This is a genomic window from Pseudomonas soli (assembly GCF_021283165.2).
In the GTDB taxonomy this organism is placed as follows: Bacteria; Pseudomonadota; Gammaproteobacteria; order Pseudomonadales; family Pseudomonadaceae; genus Aquipseudomonas; species Aquipseudomonas soli.
The window spans coordinates 5,713,005-5,730,625 of sequence record NZ_CP128543.1 but is presented as its reverse complement, the minus strand read 5'-3'; the positions used below and the strand labels follow the sequence as shown (position 1 = coordinate 5,730,625).

Genomic DNA, 17,621 nt, shown 5'->3' with positions numbered 1-17,621 from the left:
GGGCTTGCCCCGCGATAAGGGCCGCACGGCAAACGCAATAATCCCCGCACATTCGGCAATCCTTCCTAGACTTGTAAGTCTCCATGAGAGCTGGTCCAGGAAGAGATCGTCGCCATGTCCCAGTCGCCATCGCTGAGCCAACTGCAAGAGTCCAACCCTTTCCTGCGTCGCCACCTGGGGCCCGATGCCCAGGAGCAGCAGGCCATGCTCGACGCCCTCGGCGTCGCCAGCCGCAGTGAACTGATCGAGCAGACGGTGCCGCCGGGCATCCGCTTCAATCGCCCACTCGACCTGCCGCCGGCCCTCGATGAGCAGGCCGCACTGGCCAAACTCGCGGGCTACGCTGCGCAGAACCAGCTGTGGACCAGCCTGATCGGCATGGGCTACCACGCCACCATCACCCCCACGGTCATCCTGCGCAACGTGCTGGAGAACCCTGGCTGGTACACCGCCTACACGCCCTACCAACCGGAGATCGCCCAAGGCCGGCTGGAGGCGCTGCTGAACTTCCAGCAAATGGTCATCGACCTTGCCGGCCTGCCCCTGGCCAATGCCTCGCTGCTAGACGAGGCCACCGCCGCGGCCGAGGCGATGGCCCTGGCCAAGCGCGTGGCGCGCAGCAAGAGCAACGCCTTCTTCGCCGACGAGCACTGCCACCCGCAAACCCTGTCGGTGCTCAAGACCCGCGCCGAGGGGTTCGGCTTCGAGCTGATCGTCGATTCGGTGGATAACCTGGGCCGGCACCAAGTGTTCGGCGCGCTGTTGCAATACCCCGATACCCACGGCGAGGTGCGCGACCTGCGCCCGCTGATCGACCAGCTGCATGGCCAGCAGGCCCTGGCCTGCGTCGCCGCCGACATCCTCAGCCTGGTGGTGCTGACGCCGCCCGGCGAACTGGGTGCCGACGTGGTGCTCGGCTCGACCCAGCGCTTTGGCGTGCCCATGGGCTATGGCGGGCCGCACGCGGCCTACTTCGCCTGCCGCGACGACTACAAGCGCGCCATGCCCGGGCGCATCATCGGCGTATCACGTGATGCCCGTGGCAACACCGCGCTGCGCATGGCCCTGCAGACCCGCGAGCAGCACATTCGTCGCGAGAAGGCCAACTCCAACATCTGCACGGCCCAGGTGCTGCTGGCCAACATCGCCGGCTTCTACGCCGTCTATCATGGCCCCGAGGGCTTGCAGCGCATCGCCCAGCGCGTGCATCGGCTGACGTTCATCCTCGCCGCCGGCCTCGAAGCCAAAGGCATCAAGCGCCTCAACCAGCATTTCTTCGACACCCTGACGCTGGACGTCGGCGGCACCCAGGCGGCGATCATCGAAAGCGCCGAGGACGCCCGCGTCAACCTGCGCATTCTCGGTCGCGGGCACCTGGGGCTGAGCCTGGACGAGACCTGCGACGAAGCCACGGTGCTGAAGCTGTTCGATATCTTTCTTGGCGTCGACCACGGCCTGGACATTGCCGCCCTCGACCAGCAGGCCCTGCCCGAAGGCATCCCCGGCGCGCTGGTGCGGCGCACACCGATCCTGCAGCACCCGGTGTTCAACCTGCACCACAGCGAGACCGAGATGCTGCGCTATCTCAAGCAGCTGGAGAACAAGGACCTGGCACTCAACCAGTCGATGATCCCGCTGGGCTCGTGCACCATGAAGCTCAATGCCACCAGCGAGATGATCCCCATCACCTGGCCTGAATTCGCCCAGCCGCATCCGTTCGCCCCGGCGGCGCAGGTGCAAGGATACAAGGCGATGATCGATGAGCTCGAAGCCTGGTTGTGTGCCATCACCGGCTTCGATGCGATCTGCATGCAGCCCAACTCGGGCGCCCAGGGCGAGTACGCCGGGCTGATGGCGATCACTCGTTATCACCAGAGCCGCCACCAGGCCGGGCGCACGATCTGCCTGATCCCGTCCTCGGCCCATGGCACCAACCCGGCGTCGGCGCAGATGGCCGGCATGGAAGTGGTGATCGTCGAGTGCGACGAGGATGGCAACGTTGACCTCGATGATCTCAAGGCCAAGGCGCGCCATGCCGGCGAGCGGCTGTCATGCCTGATGGTGACCTACCCGTCTACCCATGGGGTGTACGAAGAGGGCATCCGCGAGATCTGCGAGGTGGTGCACCAGCTTGGCGGGCAGGTTTACATGGACGGCGCCAACCTCAATGCCCAGGTGGGGCTGACGCGGCCGGCGGACATCGGTGCCGATGTCTCGCACATGAACCTGCACAAGACCTTCTGCATCCCCCATGGCGGCGGTGGCCCGGGCATGGGGCCCATTGGCATCCGGGCACACCTCAAGCCGTTCGTGGCCAGCCACCCGGTGGTGCCGGTGCCGGGGCTGGACCCGAACAACAGCGCGGTGAGCGCGGCGCCGTGGGGCAGCGCCAGCATCCTGCCGATCAGCTGGATGTACATCGCCATGATGGGGCCGCAGCTGGCCGATGCCAGCGAGGTGGCGATCCTGTCCGCCAACTACCTGGCCAGCCAGCTGCGCGATGCCTTCCCGGTGTTGTATCGCGGGCGCAACCAGCGCGTGGCCCATGAATGCATCTTCGATCTGCGCCCGCTCAAGGCGTTGACCGGCATTACCGAGGAGGACGTGGCCAAGCGCCTGATGGACTATGGCTTCCATGCCCCGACCATGTCGTTCCCGGTACCGGGCACGTTGATGGTCGAGCCCACCGAGAGCGAGTCGAAGGCCGAGCTGGACCGTTTCGTCGAAGCGATGCTGGCGATCAGGGCGGAGATTGCCGAAGTCGAGGAAGGCAACTGGCCGGCCGAGGACAACCCGCTCAGGCACGCGCCGCATACCCTGGCCGATGTACTGGCGCCGTGGAGCCGGCCATACAGTCTCGAGCAGGGCATCGCCCCCAGCGCTCACGCCCGCCAGCACAAGTACTGGCCGGCGGTGAACCGGGTCGACAATGTGTATGGGGACAGGAATCTGTTCTGCGCGTGCGTGCCGGTGGAGGCGTATCGTTGAGCTAGCGATCCACCTCCACTGCAGGAATGGACTTACTCGGCCACGGCGTTCTTGGCCAGGATCGCGTTGGCCAGTTCCATGTCACTGGCCTGCACGCCCGGATTGTCCGCGCGCACCTGGCGGATCGCTGCTTCCAGGAACGGCCCGCGAATGGCGCCCTCACTGGCAACGAAGCTGCCGGCGTCGTCCTGGGCGGCGACGATCAGCTTGTGGTCCTTGAAGGTCAGGTAGGTCGAGGCGGTGGTCGCACCGGAGGAGATGATATTGCGCCAGAACGTGTCGGCCATGGCGGAGCCAAGGGGCAGCGAGAACAGGACGGTGGCTGCGATGGCTGTTTTGAGACGCATGATGAATCACCTCGGTGTATGAGGGCGGTTGAGATGCCGATTTGATCGTTGCCCATGGCCCCAAGTTCCCGGCTACAAAGGAGATTTCTTGGTTATCCACAGACCCGCAGGACCTCTTCGGTACAGGTTCTGCCCTGGGCGACCCGCTCCCCACCGTGCCGTCGAAGGTCACGCAGCCCGTCTACCTTGGCCTGTTGCCGCAGGGCTGCGAGGTCGCTGGCGGGGGTGATCCGTTCGCGCAACGCGGTGCTGACCTGGAGCAGTTCGAACAGCCCGGTACGCCCATGGAAACCCGTGCCCCTGCATTGCCGGCAGGCCTGGCGATCCTGCGGGCGAAGCTCCAGACATGCGCGACATAGCGTGCGCACCAGGCGCTGGGCCATGACCCCGAGCAGAGTCGCCCTGATCAAGTAGTCGGCGACACCCAGCTCCAGCAGGCGGGTGATCGCGCCGCAGGCGTCCTGGGTATGCAGGGTCGACAACACCAGATGCCCGGTGAGGGCCGCCTGCACGGCCACCTGGGCGGTTTCCCGGTCGCGGATTTCGCCGATCATGATGATGTCCGGGTCCTGGCGTAGCAGGGCGCGGGCACCGCTGGCGAAGTCCAGCTCCAGGCTGGGTTGGACCTGCAACTGGTTGATCATCGGTTCAAGGCGCTCGATCGGGTCCTCGATGCTGCACAGGTTGACCTGGGGGCTGGCCAGGTGCCGGAGGCTGGCGTACAGGGTGCTGGTCTTGCCCGAGCCGGTCGGCCCCGTCACCAGCAGGATGCCCTGACGTTGTTGCAGCAAGGCCAGCCACTGCTCCAGCAACGCGCCCTCCAGGCCCAGGGTTTCGAGGCTGTCGTGCAATTGTTGAGGGTCGGACAGGCGCAGCACCAGCTTCTCGCCGAACGGGGTGGGCAGGGTGGACAGGCGCAGCTCCACCTCGGCGCCGCTGGGCAGGCGGGTTTTCAGGCGGCCGTCCTGTGGCCGGCGCTTCTCGGCGACGTTCATGCGGCCCAGGTGCTTCAGCCGGCTGACCATTGCCAGGGTGACGCTGGCCGGGAAGGCATACACCGCGTGCAGCAGGCCATCGATGCGCAGGCGCAGATGGCCTTGTTCACGGCGGGGCTCCAGGTGGATATCGCTGGCGCGCTGCTCAATGGCGTACTGCAGCATCCAGTCGACGATGTGCACGATATGGGCATCGTCCGCGCTGGCCTGGGTTTGCCTGGCACCTAGTTCGAGCAGTTGCTCCAGCTCGCCGAGGCGGGGCAACTGGCCAAGGCCTGCGCCGCGCACGGAGTGGGCCAGGCCCAGGAAGGTCGGGCGCAGCTGGCGCAGCTGTCGCGGACTGGCCAGCACCCGGCGCACTGCCTTGCCCAGGCTGCGGCTCAGGTCTGCCTCCCATTCGCGTTGATAAGGCTGGGCGCTGGCCACCGTGACACTGTGTTCATCCACGGCCACGGCGAGGATGCCATGGCGCTGGGCGAAGGCGGCGGACATCAGCCCGGCCACGCGCACCAGGTCGACCTGCAAGGGGTCGATTGCCAGAAATGGCTGGCCAACCCGGTCTGCCAACCAACGGCACAGGGCATCCAGCCCCAGCGGGTGGCCGATGGCGGCGATCAGCTCCAGGGGATGTTCGCCAGGGTGGGCCTTGGCGCGCTCGAGAGCCGCGAGCGCGGCTTCGGGGGCGATCCGCTGCTCCGCCAGCAAGGCGTCCAGCAGGCGATTGAGGTCGAGATCAAGGTGGTCGTTGGCGAGCATGCAAGCGTCCTTGCCGGGCTTCAGAGGCTTGGGCAAGGCTAGTCGTGCAGGACGCACGGCGTCGGTGCAAAGGGTTTCCGGACATTGCCTGCCGGTTTCAACGGCGGGCGACCTCCGCAAGCTGTGGCAGGTTCGCCAGGCACACTTCGCTAACGCAGACCAGGTTGCGCAGTTTCTGCGCGATGACTTCGGCTCGGTGCCAGCTCAGGCCGCCGACGCCGATCGCCACGTCCAGCAGATCGTCGCACTGGCTCACGTTGACGCTGTGCGGGGTGAGGAACTGCAGGGCGAACAGGTTGAGCACGCGACACAGGCTGTCCGGTTCGGCGTCGGCCTGCAGGCGGTAGTGCACAGTGCAGTGGACAGTGTTGGCGGCCCAGGCGTCGAGGCGGGGCAAGTTGAGGGGCCGTTCGAGTGCGTTCATGCTGGGTCTCCGCGAAAGTGGAGAAATTCTTGCACGTCAGACGGGGCATTTTTTCGCTATGATTCGCCAATATCGCGCTAATTCGAATTTTTTAATTCGCAAAAATGCAAATTGGAGAATTAATAATGCTTGGCGAATTGGACGCTTATGACCGGCGCATTCTTGAACTGCTGCAAGACGACGCCTCGCTGTCCAGCGCGCAGATCGCCGAGCGTGTGGGCCTGTCGCAGTCACCTTGCTGGCGGCGCATTCAGCGCCTGAGAGAGGAGGGGGTGATTCGCGGCCAGGTGACGCTGCTGGACCGCAAGAAGGTAGGGCTGAACACGCAGATCTTCGCCGAAGTGAAGCTCAACGCCCATGGCCGTTCGAACTTCGCCGAGTTCACCGAGGCGATCCGCGGTTTTCCCGAAGTGCTGGAATGTTATGTGCTGATGGGGGCGGTGGACTTCCTGCTGCGTATCGTCACCTCGGATATCGAGGCTTACGAGCGGTTCTTCTTCGAAAAGCTGTCGAACGTGCCGGGTATTCAGGAAGTCAACTCGATCGTGGCGTTGTCGGAGATCAAGTCGACCACGAGCCTGCCGCTGAGGCCCTGAAGAGCCAATCGCGGGCAAGCCCGCTCCCACGAGTGCAGGAGCGGGCGGCCACTCAGGCCTTGAGCAGGTGCTTCCAGGCGCGGTTCTGCTCGATGGCGCGAGCCTGCTCGATGCGGGCTTCGAGCAGTTCGCCCTTGTCTTCCTCCAGTAGCGGCAGTTCAGCCAGCTCGTGCAGCTTGTTCAGCTCGCCGTAGAGGCGGTCCTGCTGTGGCAGGTCGAGCACTTGGCGGGCGTGGTGCAGCCAGGTCTGCACGGTCTCGATGCGCGGCAGTTGCTCGGCCAGGTCCTCTGGACGCTGCACATACAGCGGCAGCTTCAGGGCGCGGGCTTCCTCGCCCAGCAAGTGCTGCAGCCAGCTGGCCAGCTGCGCCTTGCCCTGGCGCTCGCCACGGCCCTTGCGCTCGACGGTCCAGGCGCGGGCGGTCAGCCAGCGTGCGGTCTCCAGGGAGAACTGGCCCCAGCGCGGATCTTCCAGCTCTTCGGCGAACTGCTCGGGGGCGGCGCGACGGATGTCCTCGTCGTCATTGCCGGCCAATACCAGCGGGCGCCAGTCTTCCAGCAACGCATCGAGGCTGGCGCGCAGGGCGCGGGTGGTCGGGCGCGGTGCCGCCTGGCCGAGGCTGGCGGTTAGGGCGCGCAGTTCGGCCAGACAGCGAACCCAGTCCTGCAGCAGGCGCCAGTGGCCATTGTGGCGATACTGCTCGGCCAGGCGCTGGCTGCTGCCCAGCAGTTGCCAGGCCAGGGCGGCGTAGGCGTCGTCCATCGGCATCTCGGCGTGCAGCTCGGTCACCGGCAGGCCCAGCTCGTAGCTGTCCGGATCGAGCAGGCGGTAGCCGCGCTCGGCCTTGCTGATGTCGCAAGGCATCAGGGCGAGGCTGGCAGACAGCTCGGCGGCCAGTTCCAGCAGCGCCTCTGGGGCACCTTCACGCAGTTCCAGTTCCAGCTCGCAAATTTCTTCCTTGCGCTTGCCGGCGATCACGAAGCCCTGGTCGATGGCCGCTTCGATCACTACCTTGGCCTTGCCGCGGCCCCAGGCGATCTCGGCGTACTCGCGGGTGAAATCGGTGGTGAACAGCGGTTTGATGGCCTTCTTGTCCAGCCCGGCCAGTTGCTCGGGCCAGCAGGTGCCATCGAGTTTCTTCAGGTCGAGCTTGACCTTGTCCAGGTGCCATTCGAACTCGTTGCGCTCGGACAGGCCGGCCACGCTCTGGCCGCGGCATTTGAGGGTCTGGATGATGACCTCGCCGTCGCGGCGCAGGCGCAGGGCGACACGGGCGGCGGACAGGTCGCGCTCCGGGGTGTCGAAGTACTGGTTGAGCAGTTCGCGGGTCTGCCAGCCGGACTTGTTGCGCTTTTTCAGCAGCGGGTGCTCGCGCAGGGCGGCAAGGGTCTCGCGACTGGCGCGGAGTTTGAGTTCGGTTTCTGTGTGCATCGCGGGCTCGGAAGGAGGGGCATCGTGATTGGGCAGTCTACAGCACTTGCGGCTTGAATCCTTGCTTGTGGGCGCGCGCTTGCCTTGCGGGTCTTTTGCATTGTTATGATGCCCCTCACGCCTCCGAGGAATCCGCGCATGCCGTTGCCATCGCTGAAAGACCAGTTTGCCGCCCTGATCGCCGCACCTTCGGTCAGTTGCACACAGGCTGCGCTGGACCAGTCCAACCGAGCCGTCATCGACCTGCTGGCCGGCTGGTTGGGTGACCTGGGTTTCACCTGCGAGATCCAACAGGTCAGCCCTGGCAAGTTCAACCTGCTGGCCAGCCGCGGCACCGGCCCGGGCGGGCTGGTGCTGGCCGGGCACAGCGACACGGTGCCCTTCGACCCGCAACTGTGGAGCAGCGACCCGCTCAGGCTCACCGAAGTCGATGGCCGTTGGGTCGGCCTGGGCAGTTGCGACATGAAGGGCTTCTTCGCCCTCGTCATCGAGGCGGTGATCCCGCTGCTCGAGCACGATTTCAAGCAGCCTCTGCTGATCCTCGCCACCTGCGACGAAGAAAGCTCGATGTCCGGGGCCCGGGCCCTGGCCGAGGCCGGCCAGCCCCTCGGGCGGGCGGCGGTGATCGGCGAGCCCACCGGGCTCAAGCCGATCCGCATGCACAAGGGCATCCTCATGGACCGCATCGACATTCTCGGGCGCAGTGGCCATTCGTCGGATCCGAACCTGGGCCGCAGCGCCCTGGAGGCCATGCATGCGGTGATGGGTGAGCTGATGGCGCTGCGCCGCAGCTGGCAGGAGCAGTACCGCAACCCCCAGTTCACGGTGCCTGCCCCGACCCTGAACTTCGGCTGCATACATGGCGGCGACAACCCCAACCGCATCTGTGGTCAATGCGCCCTGGAGTTCGACCTGCGCCCGTTGCCAGGCATGGATGTGGAGCAGCTGCGCGCAGCGATCCGCGGCAAGCTCACCCCGCTGGCCGAACGTCATGAAGTGCGTATCGACTATGCGCCGCTGTTCCCGGAAGTGCCCCCGTTCGAGCAGGCTGCCGACAGCGAGCTGGTGCGCCTGGCCGAGCGCCTGACCGGCCATCGCGCCGAAGCAGTGGCCTTTGGTACCGAAGCGCCTTATCTTCAGCAGCTCGGTTGCCAGACCATCGTGCTGGGGCCCGGGGACATCGCCTGTGCCCATCAGCCCGGCGAGTACCTTGAAATGTCACGTATCGAGCCTACCGTGCGTCTATTGCGTGACCTGATCCGGCACTATTGCCTGAACCATTGAGCTTTCCTGAGCAGAGGAGACCGCGCGTGACCGCAAGCCTGTTCCGACGATGACTTTCGAACGTTGTGCGCCTTTTCGTTCTCCGTTCACTTATCCACAGGCCTTGTCATGCCCGATTACGTCAACTGGTTGCGCCATGCTTCTCCCTACATCAACGCCCACCGCGATTGCACTTTCGTGGTCATGCTCCCCGGTGATGGCGTCGAGCACCCGAACTTCGGCAACATCGTCCACGACCTGGTGCTGCTGCACAGCCTGGGCGTGCGCCTGGTGCTGGTCCACGGTTCACGTCCGCAGATCGAGAGTCGCCTCGCCGCACGCGGCCTGACCCCGCACTATCACCATGGCATGCGCATCACCGATGCGGCCACGCTGGACTGCGTGATCGACGCTGTCGGCGCCCTGCGCCTGGCCATTGAAGCGCGCCTGTCGATGGACATGGCGGCCTCGCCCATGCAGGGCTCGCGCCTGCGGGTGGCCTCCGGCAACCTGGTCACGGCACGGCCAATCGGGGTGCTTGAAGGGGTCGACTATCACCATACCGGAGAAGTGCGCCGCGTCGACCGCAAGGGCATCAATCGCCTGCTCGATGAACGTTCCATCGTGTTGCTGTCGCCGCTGGGCTATTCGCCGACCGGCGAGATCTTCAACCTCGCCTGCGAGGATGTGGCCACCCGCGCCGCCATCGAGCTGGGCGCCGACAAGTTGCTGCTGTTCGGGGCCGAGCCGGGTCTGCTGGACGAGCGTGGGCAATTGGTGCGCGAGCTGCGCCCGCAGCATATCGCGCCGCACCTGCAGCGGCTGGGCAGTGACTACCAGGCCGAGCTGCTGGATGCCGCCGCCGAGGCCTGCAAGGGCGGTGTGGCACGCAGTCATATAGTCAGTTATGCCGAGGACGGCGCGCTGCTGACCGAGCTGTTCACCCGTGGGGGCGGTGGCACGCTGGTGTCCCAGGAGCAGTTCGAGGTGGTGCGCGAGGCGACCATCGAGGATGTCGGCGGCCTGCTGGAGCTGATCAGCCCGCTGGAAGAGCAGGGCATCCTGGTGCGCCGTTCACGGGAGGTGCTGGAGCGGGAGATCGAACAGTTCAGCGTGGTCGAGCGCGAGGGCATGATCATCGCCTGCGCGGCGCTTTACCCGATTGCCGATTCCGAGGCGGGGGAGCTGGCGTGCCTGGCGGTAAACCCGGAGTACCGGCATGGCGGGCGTGGTGACGAACTGCTCGAGCGCATCGAGGAGCGGGCGCGCACGCTGGGGCTCAATACCTTGTTCGTGCTGACGACCCGGACCGCACACTGGTTCCGTGAGCGCGGCTTCTCGCCCAGTGGCGTGGAAAGGCTGCCGGCGGCGCGGGCTTCGCTGTACAACTACCAGCGTAATTCGAAGATCTTCGAGAAACCGCTCTGATGCCGAGGCAATGAAAAACGCCGCCCTTGTGGGCGGCGTTTTCGTTTACACGGTGTGCAAGTACCAGTTGTACTCGAGGTCGGAGATCGAGTGCTCGAACTCCTCCAGCTCGCTTTCCTTGCACGCGACGAAGATGTCGATGTACTTCGGATCGATGTACTTGTTGAGGATCTCGCTGTCGTCCAGCTCGCGCAGTGCATCGCGCAGGTTGTTCGGCAGGCTCTGCTCCAGCTGCTCGTACGAGTTGCCTTCGATCGGCTCGCCCGGTTCGACCTTGTTGGTCAGGCCATGGTGCACGCCGGCCAGTACCGCAGCCATCATCAGGTACGGGTTGGCGTCGGCGCCGGCCACGCGGTGCTCGATGCGCACGGCATCCGGCGAGCCGGTCGGCACGCGCAGCGCCACGGTACGGTTGTCCAGGCCCCAGCTCGGTGCGTTCGGCACATAGAACTGCGCGCCGAAACGGCGGTACGAGTTGACGTTCGGGCAAAGGAACGCCATCGAGGCGGGCAGGGTCTCGAGCACACCGCCGACAGCGTGACGTAGCGCGGCGTTCTGCTCGGGATCCTCGCTGGTGAAGATGTTGTTGCCATCTTTGTCCAGCACGGAAATGTGTACATGCAGGCCGTTGCCTGCCTGGCCCGGGTAGGGCTTGGCCATGAAGGTGGTGTCCATTTCATGGTCGTAGGCGATGTTCTTGATCAGGCGCTTGAGCAGCACCGCATAGTCACAGGCCTTGAGCGGGTCGGCGACGTGGTGCAGGTTGACTTCGAACTGCGCCGGGGCGCTTTCCTTGACGATGGCGTCGGCAGGAATGCCTTGCTCCTTCGCACCTTCGAGGATGTCCTGCAGGCAGTCGGCGTATTCGTCGAGGTCGTCGATCAGGTACACCTGGGTCGACTGCGGGCGCTTGCCGGAAATCGGCGAGCGTGGCGGCTGCGGGCGGCCGTTCACGTTCTCCTGGTCGATCAGGTAGAACTCCAGCTCGAACGCGGCGCAGATGGTCAGGCCCAGGTCGGTGAACTTGCTCACCACCTGGCGCAGTACTTCACGGGGGTCTGCGAAGAACGGCTCGCCTTCGATCTCGTGCATGGTCATCAGCAGCTGCGCGGTCGGGCGCTTCTGCCAAGGCTCGTTGCAGAGAGTGTCGGGGATCGGGTAGCAGATACGGTCGGCATCGCCGATGTCCAGGCCCAGGCCTGTGCTTTCGACGGTTGAACCGTTGATATCCAGGGCGAAGAGGGAGGCCGGCAGGTTGATGCCTTTCTCGTAAACCTTGTGGAGGCTGGTGCGCTCTATGCGCTTGCCGCGCACCACACCATTCATATCTGCAATCAGAAGGTCAACGTAGAGAACCTCAGGATGTTCCTTAAGGAACGCGTTCGCTTCGTTAAGCTGAACGGCACGCGGGGGTACCGACATGATGCAACACCTTTGTTGTTAAAAATATCAATCAAGGGGGGCTTGCAACCCCAGTCAATCGGAAAGACCAGGTTAAGTCAAGCCAGCACCCTGATGCCCTTAAATGGCACATCTACGGCAGATTTGCTGCATCTCGGGGCGTGCCATTATCCGCTATTTTCGACTTGAAGGGTTATCCCGAGCGGGGCGTGTTTTATTTTTTACGGGGGAGTTGTGTAAAAAAATGAACGAGGCTAAGCTCGGCATCAACCCAGAACACAATAATACGAGGGTCACATGGTCCGCCTGTCGAGACCTGCCAGCGCCGCATGCACGGTGCGTTCAGGTACATCTCCCGGTTGCCGTCCGGTCACTGCACGCCTGCTTCGAAGGGGCGCCGCGCTGGCCGCAATAATTGACGGTTCGCTTGAAAAAGCCATGCCTCGTAACGCTTTAGCGCAACACCTCCTTTCCTTCTGCCCTTCGTTTTCTATCCGGACGCGCGCCCATGGCGTGTATCCATTGTCGTCCTGCGCGAGGGTTTTTGCTTTAGCCATGCACAGCATCCAGAATCAAGGCGCGGGCCTGTCCTGGCCCCTCGGCGCGCTGCGCGCCGACTTTGTCCGACGCTTGGCGTCAGTGGCCGCCGGTTGCCGCCAACCGCGCCACATTACCTCCTGAGGTATTTATGAGTAACAACCTCGACCAGCTCACCGATTGGTTGAAAGAGCACAAGATCACCGAAGTGGAATGCCTGATCAGCGACCTGACCGGTATCACCCGCGGCAAGATCTCGCCCACCAACAAATTCATCGCCGAAAAGGGCATGCGCCTGCCCGAGAGCGTGCTGCTGCAGACCGTGACCGGCGATTACGTCGACGATGACATCTATTACGAACTGCTCGACCCGGCCGATATCGACATGATCTGCCGCCCCGACGAGAACGCGGTGTTTCTCGTGCCATGGGCCATCGAGCCGACCGCCCAGGTGATCCACGACACCTACGACAAGAAGGGCAACCCGGTCGAGCTGTCGCCGCGCAACGTGCTGAAGAAGGTCCTTAAACTCTACGCAGACAAAGGCTGGCAGCCTATCGTCGCCCCCGAGATGGAGTTCTACCTGACCAAGCGTAGCGAAGACCCGGACTTTCCGCTGCAGCCGCCGGTGGGCCGTTCCGGCCGCCCGGAAACCGGCCGACAGTCGTTCTCCATCGAGGCGGCCAACGAATTCGACCCACTGTTCGAGGACGTCTACGACTGGTGCGAGCTGCAGCAGCTGGACCTCGACACGCTGATCCACGAGGACGGCACCGCGCAGATGGAAATCAACTTCCGTCATGGCGACGCCCTGCACCTGGCCGACCAGATCCTGGTGTTCAAACGCACCATGCGCGAGGCGGCGCTCAAGCACAACGTGGCCGCCACCTTCATGGCCAAGCCGATGACCGGCGAGCCGGGCAGCGCCATGCACCTGCACCAGAGCGTGGTAGATGCCGTCACCGGCAAGAACATCTTCTCCAACGCCGACGGCAGCATGAGCGAGTTGTTCCTCAATCACATCGGCGGCCTGCAGAAGTTCATCCCCGAGGCGCTGCCGCTGTTCGCCCCCAACGTCAACTCGTTCCGCCGCTTCCTGCCGGACACCTCCGCGCCGGTGAACGTCGAGTGGGGCGAAGAGAACCGCACCGTCGGCTTGCGCGTACCGGATGCCGGGCCGCAGAACCGCCGGGTCGAGAACCGCCTGCCGGGCGCCGACGCCAACCCGTACCTGGCCATCGCCGCCAGCCTGCTGTGCGGCTATATCGGCATGGTCGAAGGCATCGAGGCCAGCGCGCCAGTCCAGGGCCGCGGCTACGAGCGCCGAAACCTGCGCCTGCCGCTGACCATCGAGGACGCCCTCGAGCGCATGGAAATCAGCCGTGCGCTGGAGCAGTACCTGGGCAAGAAATTCATCACCGGCTACGTCGCCACCAAGCGCGCCGAGCACGAGAACTTCAAGCGCGTCATCAGCTCCTGGGAGCGAGAGTTCCTGCTGTTTGCTGTGTGATCAACCCTGAGGCCGCCAGGGCGCGGCCACCGGACCATGGAGAAGCACATGAGCGTCAACAACCCGCAAACCCGTGAATGGCAAACCCTGAGCGGCGAGCACCACCTTGCACCTTTCAGCGACTACAAACAGCTGAAGGAAAAGGGGCCGCGCATCATCACCAAGGCGCAGGGTGTGCATTTGTGGGACAGCGAGGGGCACAAGATCCTCGACGGCATGGCCGGCCTGTGGTGCGTGGCGGTCGGCTATGGCCGTGAAGAGCTGGTACGGGCGGCGGAGCAGCAGATGCGCGAGCTGCCGTACTACAACCTGTTCTTCCAGACGGCCCACCCGCCGGCGCTGGAGCTGGCCAAGGCGATCACCGACGTGGCGCCTGCCGGCATGACCCATGTGTTCTTCACCGGCTCCGGCTCCGAGGGCAACGACACCGTGCTACGCATGGTCCGCCACTACTGGGCGCTCAAGGGCAAGCCGGGCAAGCAGACGATCATCGGTCGCATCAACGGTTACCACGGTTCCACCGTCGCCGGTGCGAGCCTGGGCGGCATGAGCGGCATGCACGAGCAGGGCGGCCTGCCGATCCCGGGCATCGTGCATATCCCGCAGCCGTACTGGTTCGGCGAGGGTGGCGACATGACCCCGGATGAGTTCGGCGTATGGGCCGCCGAGCAGCTGGAGAAGAAAATTCTCGAAGTCGGCGAGGACAATGTCGCCGCCTTCATCGCCGAGCCGATCCAGGGCGCCGGCGGGGTGATCATTCCGCCAGACACCTACTGGCCGAAGATCAAGGAAATCCTCGCCAAGTACGACATCCTCTTCGTTGCCGACGAAGTGATCTGCGGTTTCGGCCGCACTGGCGAGTGGTTCGGCTCCGACTACTACGGCCTTGAACCCGACCTGATGACCATCGCCAAGGGCCTGACTTCCGGTTACATCCCCATGGGTGGTGTGATCGTGCGTGACACTGTGGCCAAGGTGATCAGCGAAGGCGGCGATTTCAACCATGGCTTCACCTACTCCGGCCACCCTGTGGCGGCAGCGGTGGGCCTGGAAAACCTGCGCATCCTGCGTGACGAGCAGATCGTCGAGAAGGCCCGCGATGAAGTGGCACCCTACTTGCAAAAACGACTGCGTGAGCTGCAGGACCACCCACTGGTGGGCGAGGTGCGCGGCCTGGGCCTGCTCGGCGCGATCGAGCTGGTCAAGGACAAGGCCACCCGCAGCCGTTACGAGGGCAAGGGCGTGGGCATGGTCTGCCGCAACTTCTGCTTCGACAACGGCCTGATCATGCGCGCCGTCGGCGACACCATGATCATCGCGCCGCCGCTGGTGATCAGCCGCGAAGAAGTGGACGAGCTGGTGGAAAAGGCGCGCAAGTGCCTGGATTTGACGTACGAAGCGATTAAATGACGGTCTGCTAGGCTGGCGAGGTGACATTAAGTCCGTTACAGGCGCTGCTTTTGTTGAAACAGCGCCTTGTAACTTGCCAGACTAACGGCTGTTTCAGTCGCCCAGCGCGTGACCCGTGGGACCTGGCTGCTGAACAGATGGCTTGATAATAAATTCTGGAGCATTACGCATGAAGAAATTGGGCAAGACGCTGCTGGCCGCCGCCCTTATGGGTGCCATGGCCACCGCTGTTCAGGCTGACGACAAGGTGCTGCACGTCTACAACTGGTCGGACTATATCGCCCCGGACACCGTGGCCAACTTCGAGAAAGAGACCGGCATCAAGGTCGTCTACGACGTCTTCGACAGCAACGAGACTCTTGAAGCCAAGCTGCTGGCGGGCAAGTCGGGTTACGACATCGTCGTGCCGTCCAACAACTTCCTGGCCAAGCAGATCAAGGCCGGCGTCTATCAGGAGCTGGACCGCTCCAAGCTGCCGAGCTGGAAAAACCTCGACCCGGCCCTGCTCAAGGCGGTCGGCGATGCCAGCGACCCGGGCAACAAGTACGCCTTCCCCTACATGTGGGGCTCCATCGGCATCGGCTACAACCCGGAGAAGGTCAAGGCCGCGCTGGGCGTCGACAAGATCGACTCGTGGGACGTGGTGTTCAAGCCAGAGAACATCGCCAAGCTCAAGAGCTGCGGCGTGAGCTTCCTCGATGCGCCGACAGAGATGATCCCGGCCGCGCTGCACTACCTGGGCAAACCGAGCGACAGCACCAAGAAAGAAGACCTGAAGGCGGCCGAGGACCTGTTCCTGAAAATCCGCCCTTCGATCACCTACTTCCACTCTTCCAAGTACATCTCGGACCTGGCCAACGGCAACATCTGCGTGGCCGTGGGTTACTCGGGTGACCTGGAGCAGTCCAAGGCCCGTGCCCACGAGGCCGGCGACAAGGTCAAGCTGAGCTATGTCATTCCGAAGGAAGGTGCTGGCACCTTCTATGACATGGTCGCCATCCCGAAAGATGCCGAGAACGTCGACGCCGCCTACAAGTTCATGGAATACCTGCTGCAGCCGAAAGTGATGGCCGGTATTACCAACGCCGTGCGTTTCCCGAACGGTAACAAGGCAGCCACCGAGTTCGTCGACAAGGACATTACCAGCGATGCGGCGATCTACCCTTCCGAGGAAGTGAAAGCGCAGCTCTACGCGATCAAGGCGCCCGAGAAGACCGCCCAGCGCGAGATCACCCGCAGCTGGACCAAGATCAAGTCGGGCAAGTAAGCCCGATGCGGCAACCTCTGGGCCGGGCTTTTCCGGCCCAGAGGCCAGTAACGGCAAATAAGTTTGCGGCATCCACGCCGTGAAGGTAAGTTGCGCGCCGGTTTTGCGTGTGCGGCCGAGGTTTACTGCCCGCAAAGGCACTGATTGTGAGGACCACCCACTTGTCTATTTCTTTTTTTCGCCAGGCCTTGATGGCCGGAGCGGGTCTGACGCTGGCTTGCAGCGTCCAAGCGGCGCCCACGGTGCACATCTACAACTGGTCCGACTATGTCGGCCCCACCACGCTCGCCGATTTCCAGAAGGAAACCGGGATCGAGCCCAAATACGATGTCTTCGACAGCAACGAGACGCTGGAAGGCAAGCTGCTGGCCGGGCGCACCGGCTATGACGTGGTCGTGCCGTCCAACCATTTCCTCGGCAAGCAGATCAAGGCGGGCGCGTTCCAGAAGCTCGACCGCGACCTGCTGCCCAATTATGCGAACCTCGACCCGGCGCTGATGAAGCGCCTGGAGAAGAACGACCCGGGCAACCAGTACGCCGTCCCCTACCTGTGGGGCACCAATGGCATTGGCTACAACGTCGAGAAGGTCAAGGCGGCGCTGGGCACCGACAAGATCGATTCCTGGGCGGTGCTGTTCGAGCCCGACAACATGAAGAAGCTCAGCAAGTGCGGCGTGGCCTTCCTCGACTCCGCCGATGAGATGCTGCCGGCGGTGCTCAACTACATGGGCCGCGACCCCAACAGCAGCAACCCCAAGGACTACGCCGATGCGGAGAAGAAACTGCTGGCCGTGCGTCCCTACGTGACTTACTTCCATTCTTCGAAATACGTCACCGATCTCGCCAACGGCGACATCTGCGTGGCCGCCGGCTTCTCCGGCGACGTGTTCCAGGCCAAGGCCCGCGCTGAAGAGGCGAAGAAGGGCGTGAAGCTGGCCTACGCCATCCCCAAGGAAGGCGGCAACCTCTGGTTCGATGTGCTGGCGATTCCCAAGGACGCCAGCAACGTCAAGGAGGCCCATGCCTTCATCAACTATTTGCTGAAACCTGAGGTTATCGCCCAGGTCAGTGATTACGTCGGTTACGCCAACCCGAACCCCAAGGCTGGCGACCTGATGGACCAGGCCGTGAGGACTGACGCCGCGGTTTACCCACCGCAGGAAGTGCTGGACAAGATGTTCGTCAACGCCGAGTTGCCACCCAAGGTGCAACGTTTGATGACCCGCAGCTGGACCAAGGTCAAGTCGGGCAAGTAACAATCCAGGCC

Annotated in this window: 13 protein-coding genes; 8 read left to right on the top strand and 5 right to left on the bottom strand. The window is 63.9% G+C overall.

Annotation, left to right across the window (positions count from 1 at the left end):
* The first annotated feature begins 114 nt into the window (after window positions 1-114).
* Window positions 115-2,988 carry an aminomethyl-transferring glycine dehydrogenase gene (gcvP, locus tag LU688_RS26415; protein ID WP_094010949.1) on the top strand — a complete coding sequence of 958 codons (2,874 nt, stop codon included), beginning with the start codon at window positions 115-117 and terminating at the stop codon, window positions 2,986-2,988.
* Between the two features lie 32 nt (window positions 2,989-3,020).
* On the opposite strand, the gene LU688_RS26410 is transcribed toward gcvP, so the two are convergent.
* From LU688_RS26410 to LU688_RS26400, 3 genes are all read right to left on the bottom strand, one after another.
* On the bottom strand, window positions 3,021-3,335 hold the full coding sequence (locus LU688_RS26410) for a DUF2388 domain-containing protein (protein WP_023631628.1): 315 nt from the start codon (window positions 3,333-3,335) through the stop codon (window positions 3,021-3,023).
* 92 nt (window positions 3,336-3,427) lie between these two features.
* Window positions 3,428-5,086, bottom strand: a complete 1,659-nt coding sequence (locus LU688_RS26405) for a GspE/PulE family protein (protein ID WP_094010950.1) — start codon at window positions 5,084-5,086, stop codon at window positions 3,428-3,430.
* Between the two features lie 97 nt (window positions 5,087-5,183).
* A complete protein-coding gene (locus LU688_RS26400) occupies window positions 5,184-5,510 on the bottom strand; it encodes an ACT-like domain-containing protein (RefSeq protein WP_094010951.1) in 327 nt (108 codons plus the stop codon).
* Between the two features lie 125 nt (window positions 5,511-5,635).
* Between LU688_RS26400 and LU688_RS26395 the strand changes: the two genes are divergently transcribed.
* Window positions 5,636-6,106, top strand: a complete 471-nt coding sequence (locus LU688_RS26395; protein ID WP_023631494.1) for an Lrp/AsnC family transcriptional regulator — start codon at window positions 5,636-5,638, stop codon at window positions 6,104-6,106.
* A gap of 52 nt (window positions 6,107-6,158) precedes the next feature.
* Here LU688_RS26395 and LU688_RS26390 read toward each other — a convergent pair whose 3' ends face one another.
* On the bottom strand, window positions 6,159-7,538 hold the full coding sequence (locus LU688_RS26390) for a CYTH domain-containing protein (protein WP_038707017.1): 1,380 nt from the start codon (window positions 7,536-7,538) through the stop codon (window positions 6,159-6,161).
* 138 nt (window positions 7,539-7,676) lie between these two features.
* Between LU688_RS26390 and argE the strand changes: the two genes are divergently transcribed.
* Window positions 7,677-8,822 (top strand): acetylornithine deacetylase, encoded by a 1,146-nt coding sequence (argE, locus tag LU688_RS26385; RefSeq protein WP_023631495.1) that lies wholly within the window; start codon window positions 7,677-7,679, stop codon window positions 8,820-8,822.
* A 108-nt stretch (window positions 8,823-8,930) separates the two neighbouring features.
* Window positions 8,931-10,229 carry an amino-acid N-acetyltransferase gene (gene argA, locus LU688_RS26380; RefSeq protein ID WP_038707016.1) on the top strand — a complete coding sequence of 433 codons (1,299 nt, stop codon included), beginning with the start codon at window positions 8,931-8,933 and terminating at the stop codon, window positions 10,227-10,229.
* Between the two features lie 45 nt (window positions 10,230-10,274).
* Here argA and LU688_RS26375 read toward each other — a convergent pair whose 3' ends face one another.
* A complete protein-coding gene (locus LU688_RS26375) occupies window positions 10,275-11,651 on the bottom strand; it encodes a glutamine synthetase family protein (protein WP_038707015.1) in 1,377 nt (458 codons plus the stop codon).
* Between the two features lie 667 nt (window positions 11,652-12,318).
* On the opposite strand from LU688_RS26375, the gene LU688_RS26370 reads away from it, so the two are divergent.
* The 4 genes from LU688_RS26370 (at window position 12,319) to LU688_RS26355 (ending at window position 17,610) form a co-directional block, all read left to right on the top strand.
* Window positions 12,319-13,677: a glutamine synthetase family protein gene (locus LU688_RS26370; RefSeq protein WP_038707014.1), complete on the top strand. Its 1,359-nt coding sequence runs from the start codon at window positions 12,319-12,321 to the stop codon at window positions 13,675-13,677.
* A 48-nt stretch (window positions 13,678-13,725) separates the two neighbouring features.
* Window positions 13,726-15,087, top strand: coding sequence for an aspartate aminotransferase family protein (locus tag LU688_RS26365; protein WP_094010952.1), 1,362 nt, complete (start codon window positions 13,726-13,728; stop codon window positions 15,085-15,087).
* Between the two features lie 169 nt (window positions 15,088-15,256).
* A complete protein-coding gene (locus LU688_RS26360) occupies window positions 15,257-16,354 on the top strand; it encodes a polyamine ABC transporter substrate-binding protein (protein WP_094010953.1) in 1,098 nt (365 codons plus the stop codon).
* A 161-nt stretch (window positions 16,355-16,515) separates the two neighbouring features.
* Complete coding sequence (locus LU688_RS26355) at window positions 16,516-17,610, top strand: polyamine ABC transporter substrate-binding protein (protein ID WP_094010954.1); 1,095 nt, start codon at window positions 16,516-16,518, stop codon at window positions 17,608-17,610.
* Window positions 17,611-17,621: the final 11 nt, after the last annotated feature.

Bases quoted from the DNA above. Each gene is read 5' to 3' on its own strand.
- LU688_RS26395 (WP_023631494.1), top strand. From the start codon at position 5,636: ATGCTTGGCGAATTGGACGCTTATGACCGGCGCATTCTTGAACTGCTG.
- argA (WP_038707016.1), top strand. From the start codon at position 8,931: ATGCCCGATTACGTCAACTGGTTGCGCCATGCTTCTCCCTACATCAAC.
- LU688_RS26375 (WP_038707015.1), bottom strand. From the start codon at position 11,651: ATGTCGGTACCCCCGCGTGCCGTTCAGCTTAACGAAGCGAACGCGTTC.
- LU688_RS26405 (WP_094010950.1), bottom strand. From the start codon at position 5,086: ATGCTCGCCAACGACCACCTTGATCTCGACCTCAATCGCCTGCTGGAC.
- LU688_RS26400 (WP_094010951.1), bottom strand. From the start codon at position 5,510: ATGAACGCACTCGAACGGCCCCTCAACTTGCCCCGCCTCGACGCCTGG.
- LU688_RS26390 (WP_038707017.1), bottom strand. From the start codon at position 7,538: ATGCACACAGAAACCGAACTCAAACTCCGCGCCAGTCGCGAGACCCTT.
- gcvP (WP_094010949.1), top strand. From the start codon at position 115: ATGTCCCAGTCGCCATCGCTGAGCCAACTGCAAGAGTCCAACCCTTTC.
- LU688_RS26360 (WP_094010953.1), top strand. From the start codon at position 15,257: ATGAAGAAATTGGGCAAGACGCTGCTGGCCGCCGCCCTTATGGGTGCC.
- argE (WP_023631495.1), top strand. From the start codon at position 7,677: ATGCCGTTGCCATCGCTGAAAGACCAGTTTGCCGCCCTGATCGCCGCA.
- LU688_RS26410 (WP_023631628.1), bottom strand. From the start codon at position 3,335: ATGCGTCTCAAAACAGCCATCGCAGCCACCGTCCTGTTCTCGCTGCCC.
- LU688_RS26370 (WP_038707014.1), top strand. From the start codon at position 12,319: ATGAGTAACAACCTCGACCAGCTCACCGATTGGTTGAAAGAGCACAAG.
- LU688_RS26365 (WP_094010952.1), top strand. From the start codon at position 13,726: ATGAGCGTCAACAACCCGCAAACCCGTGAATGGCAAACCCTGAGCGGC.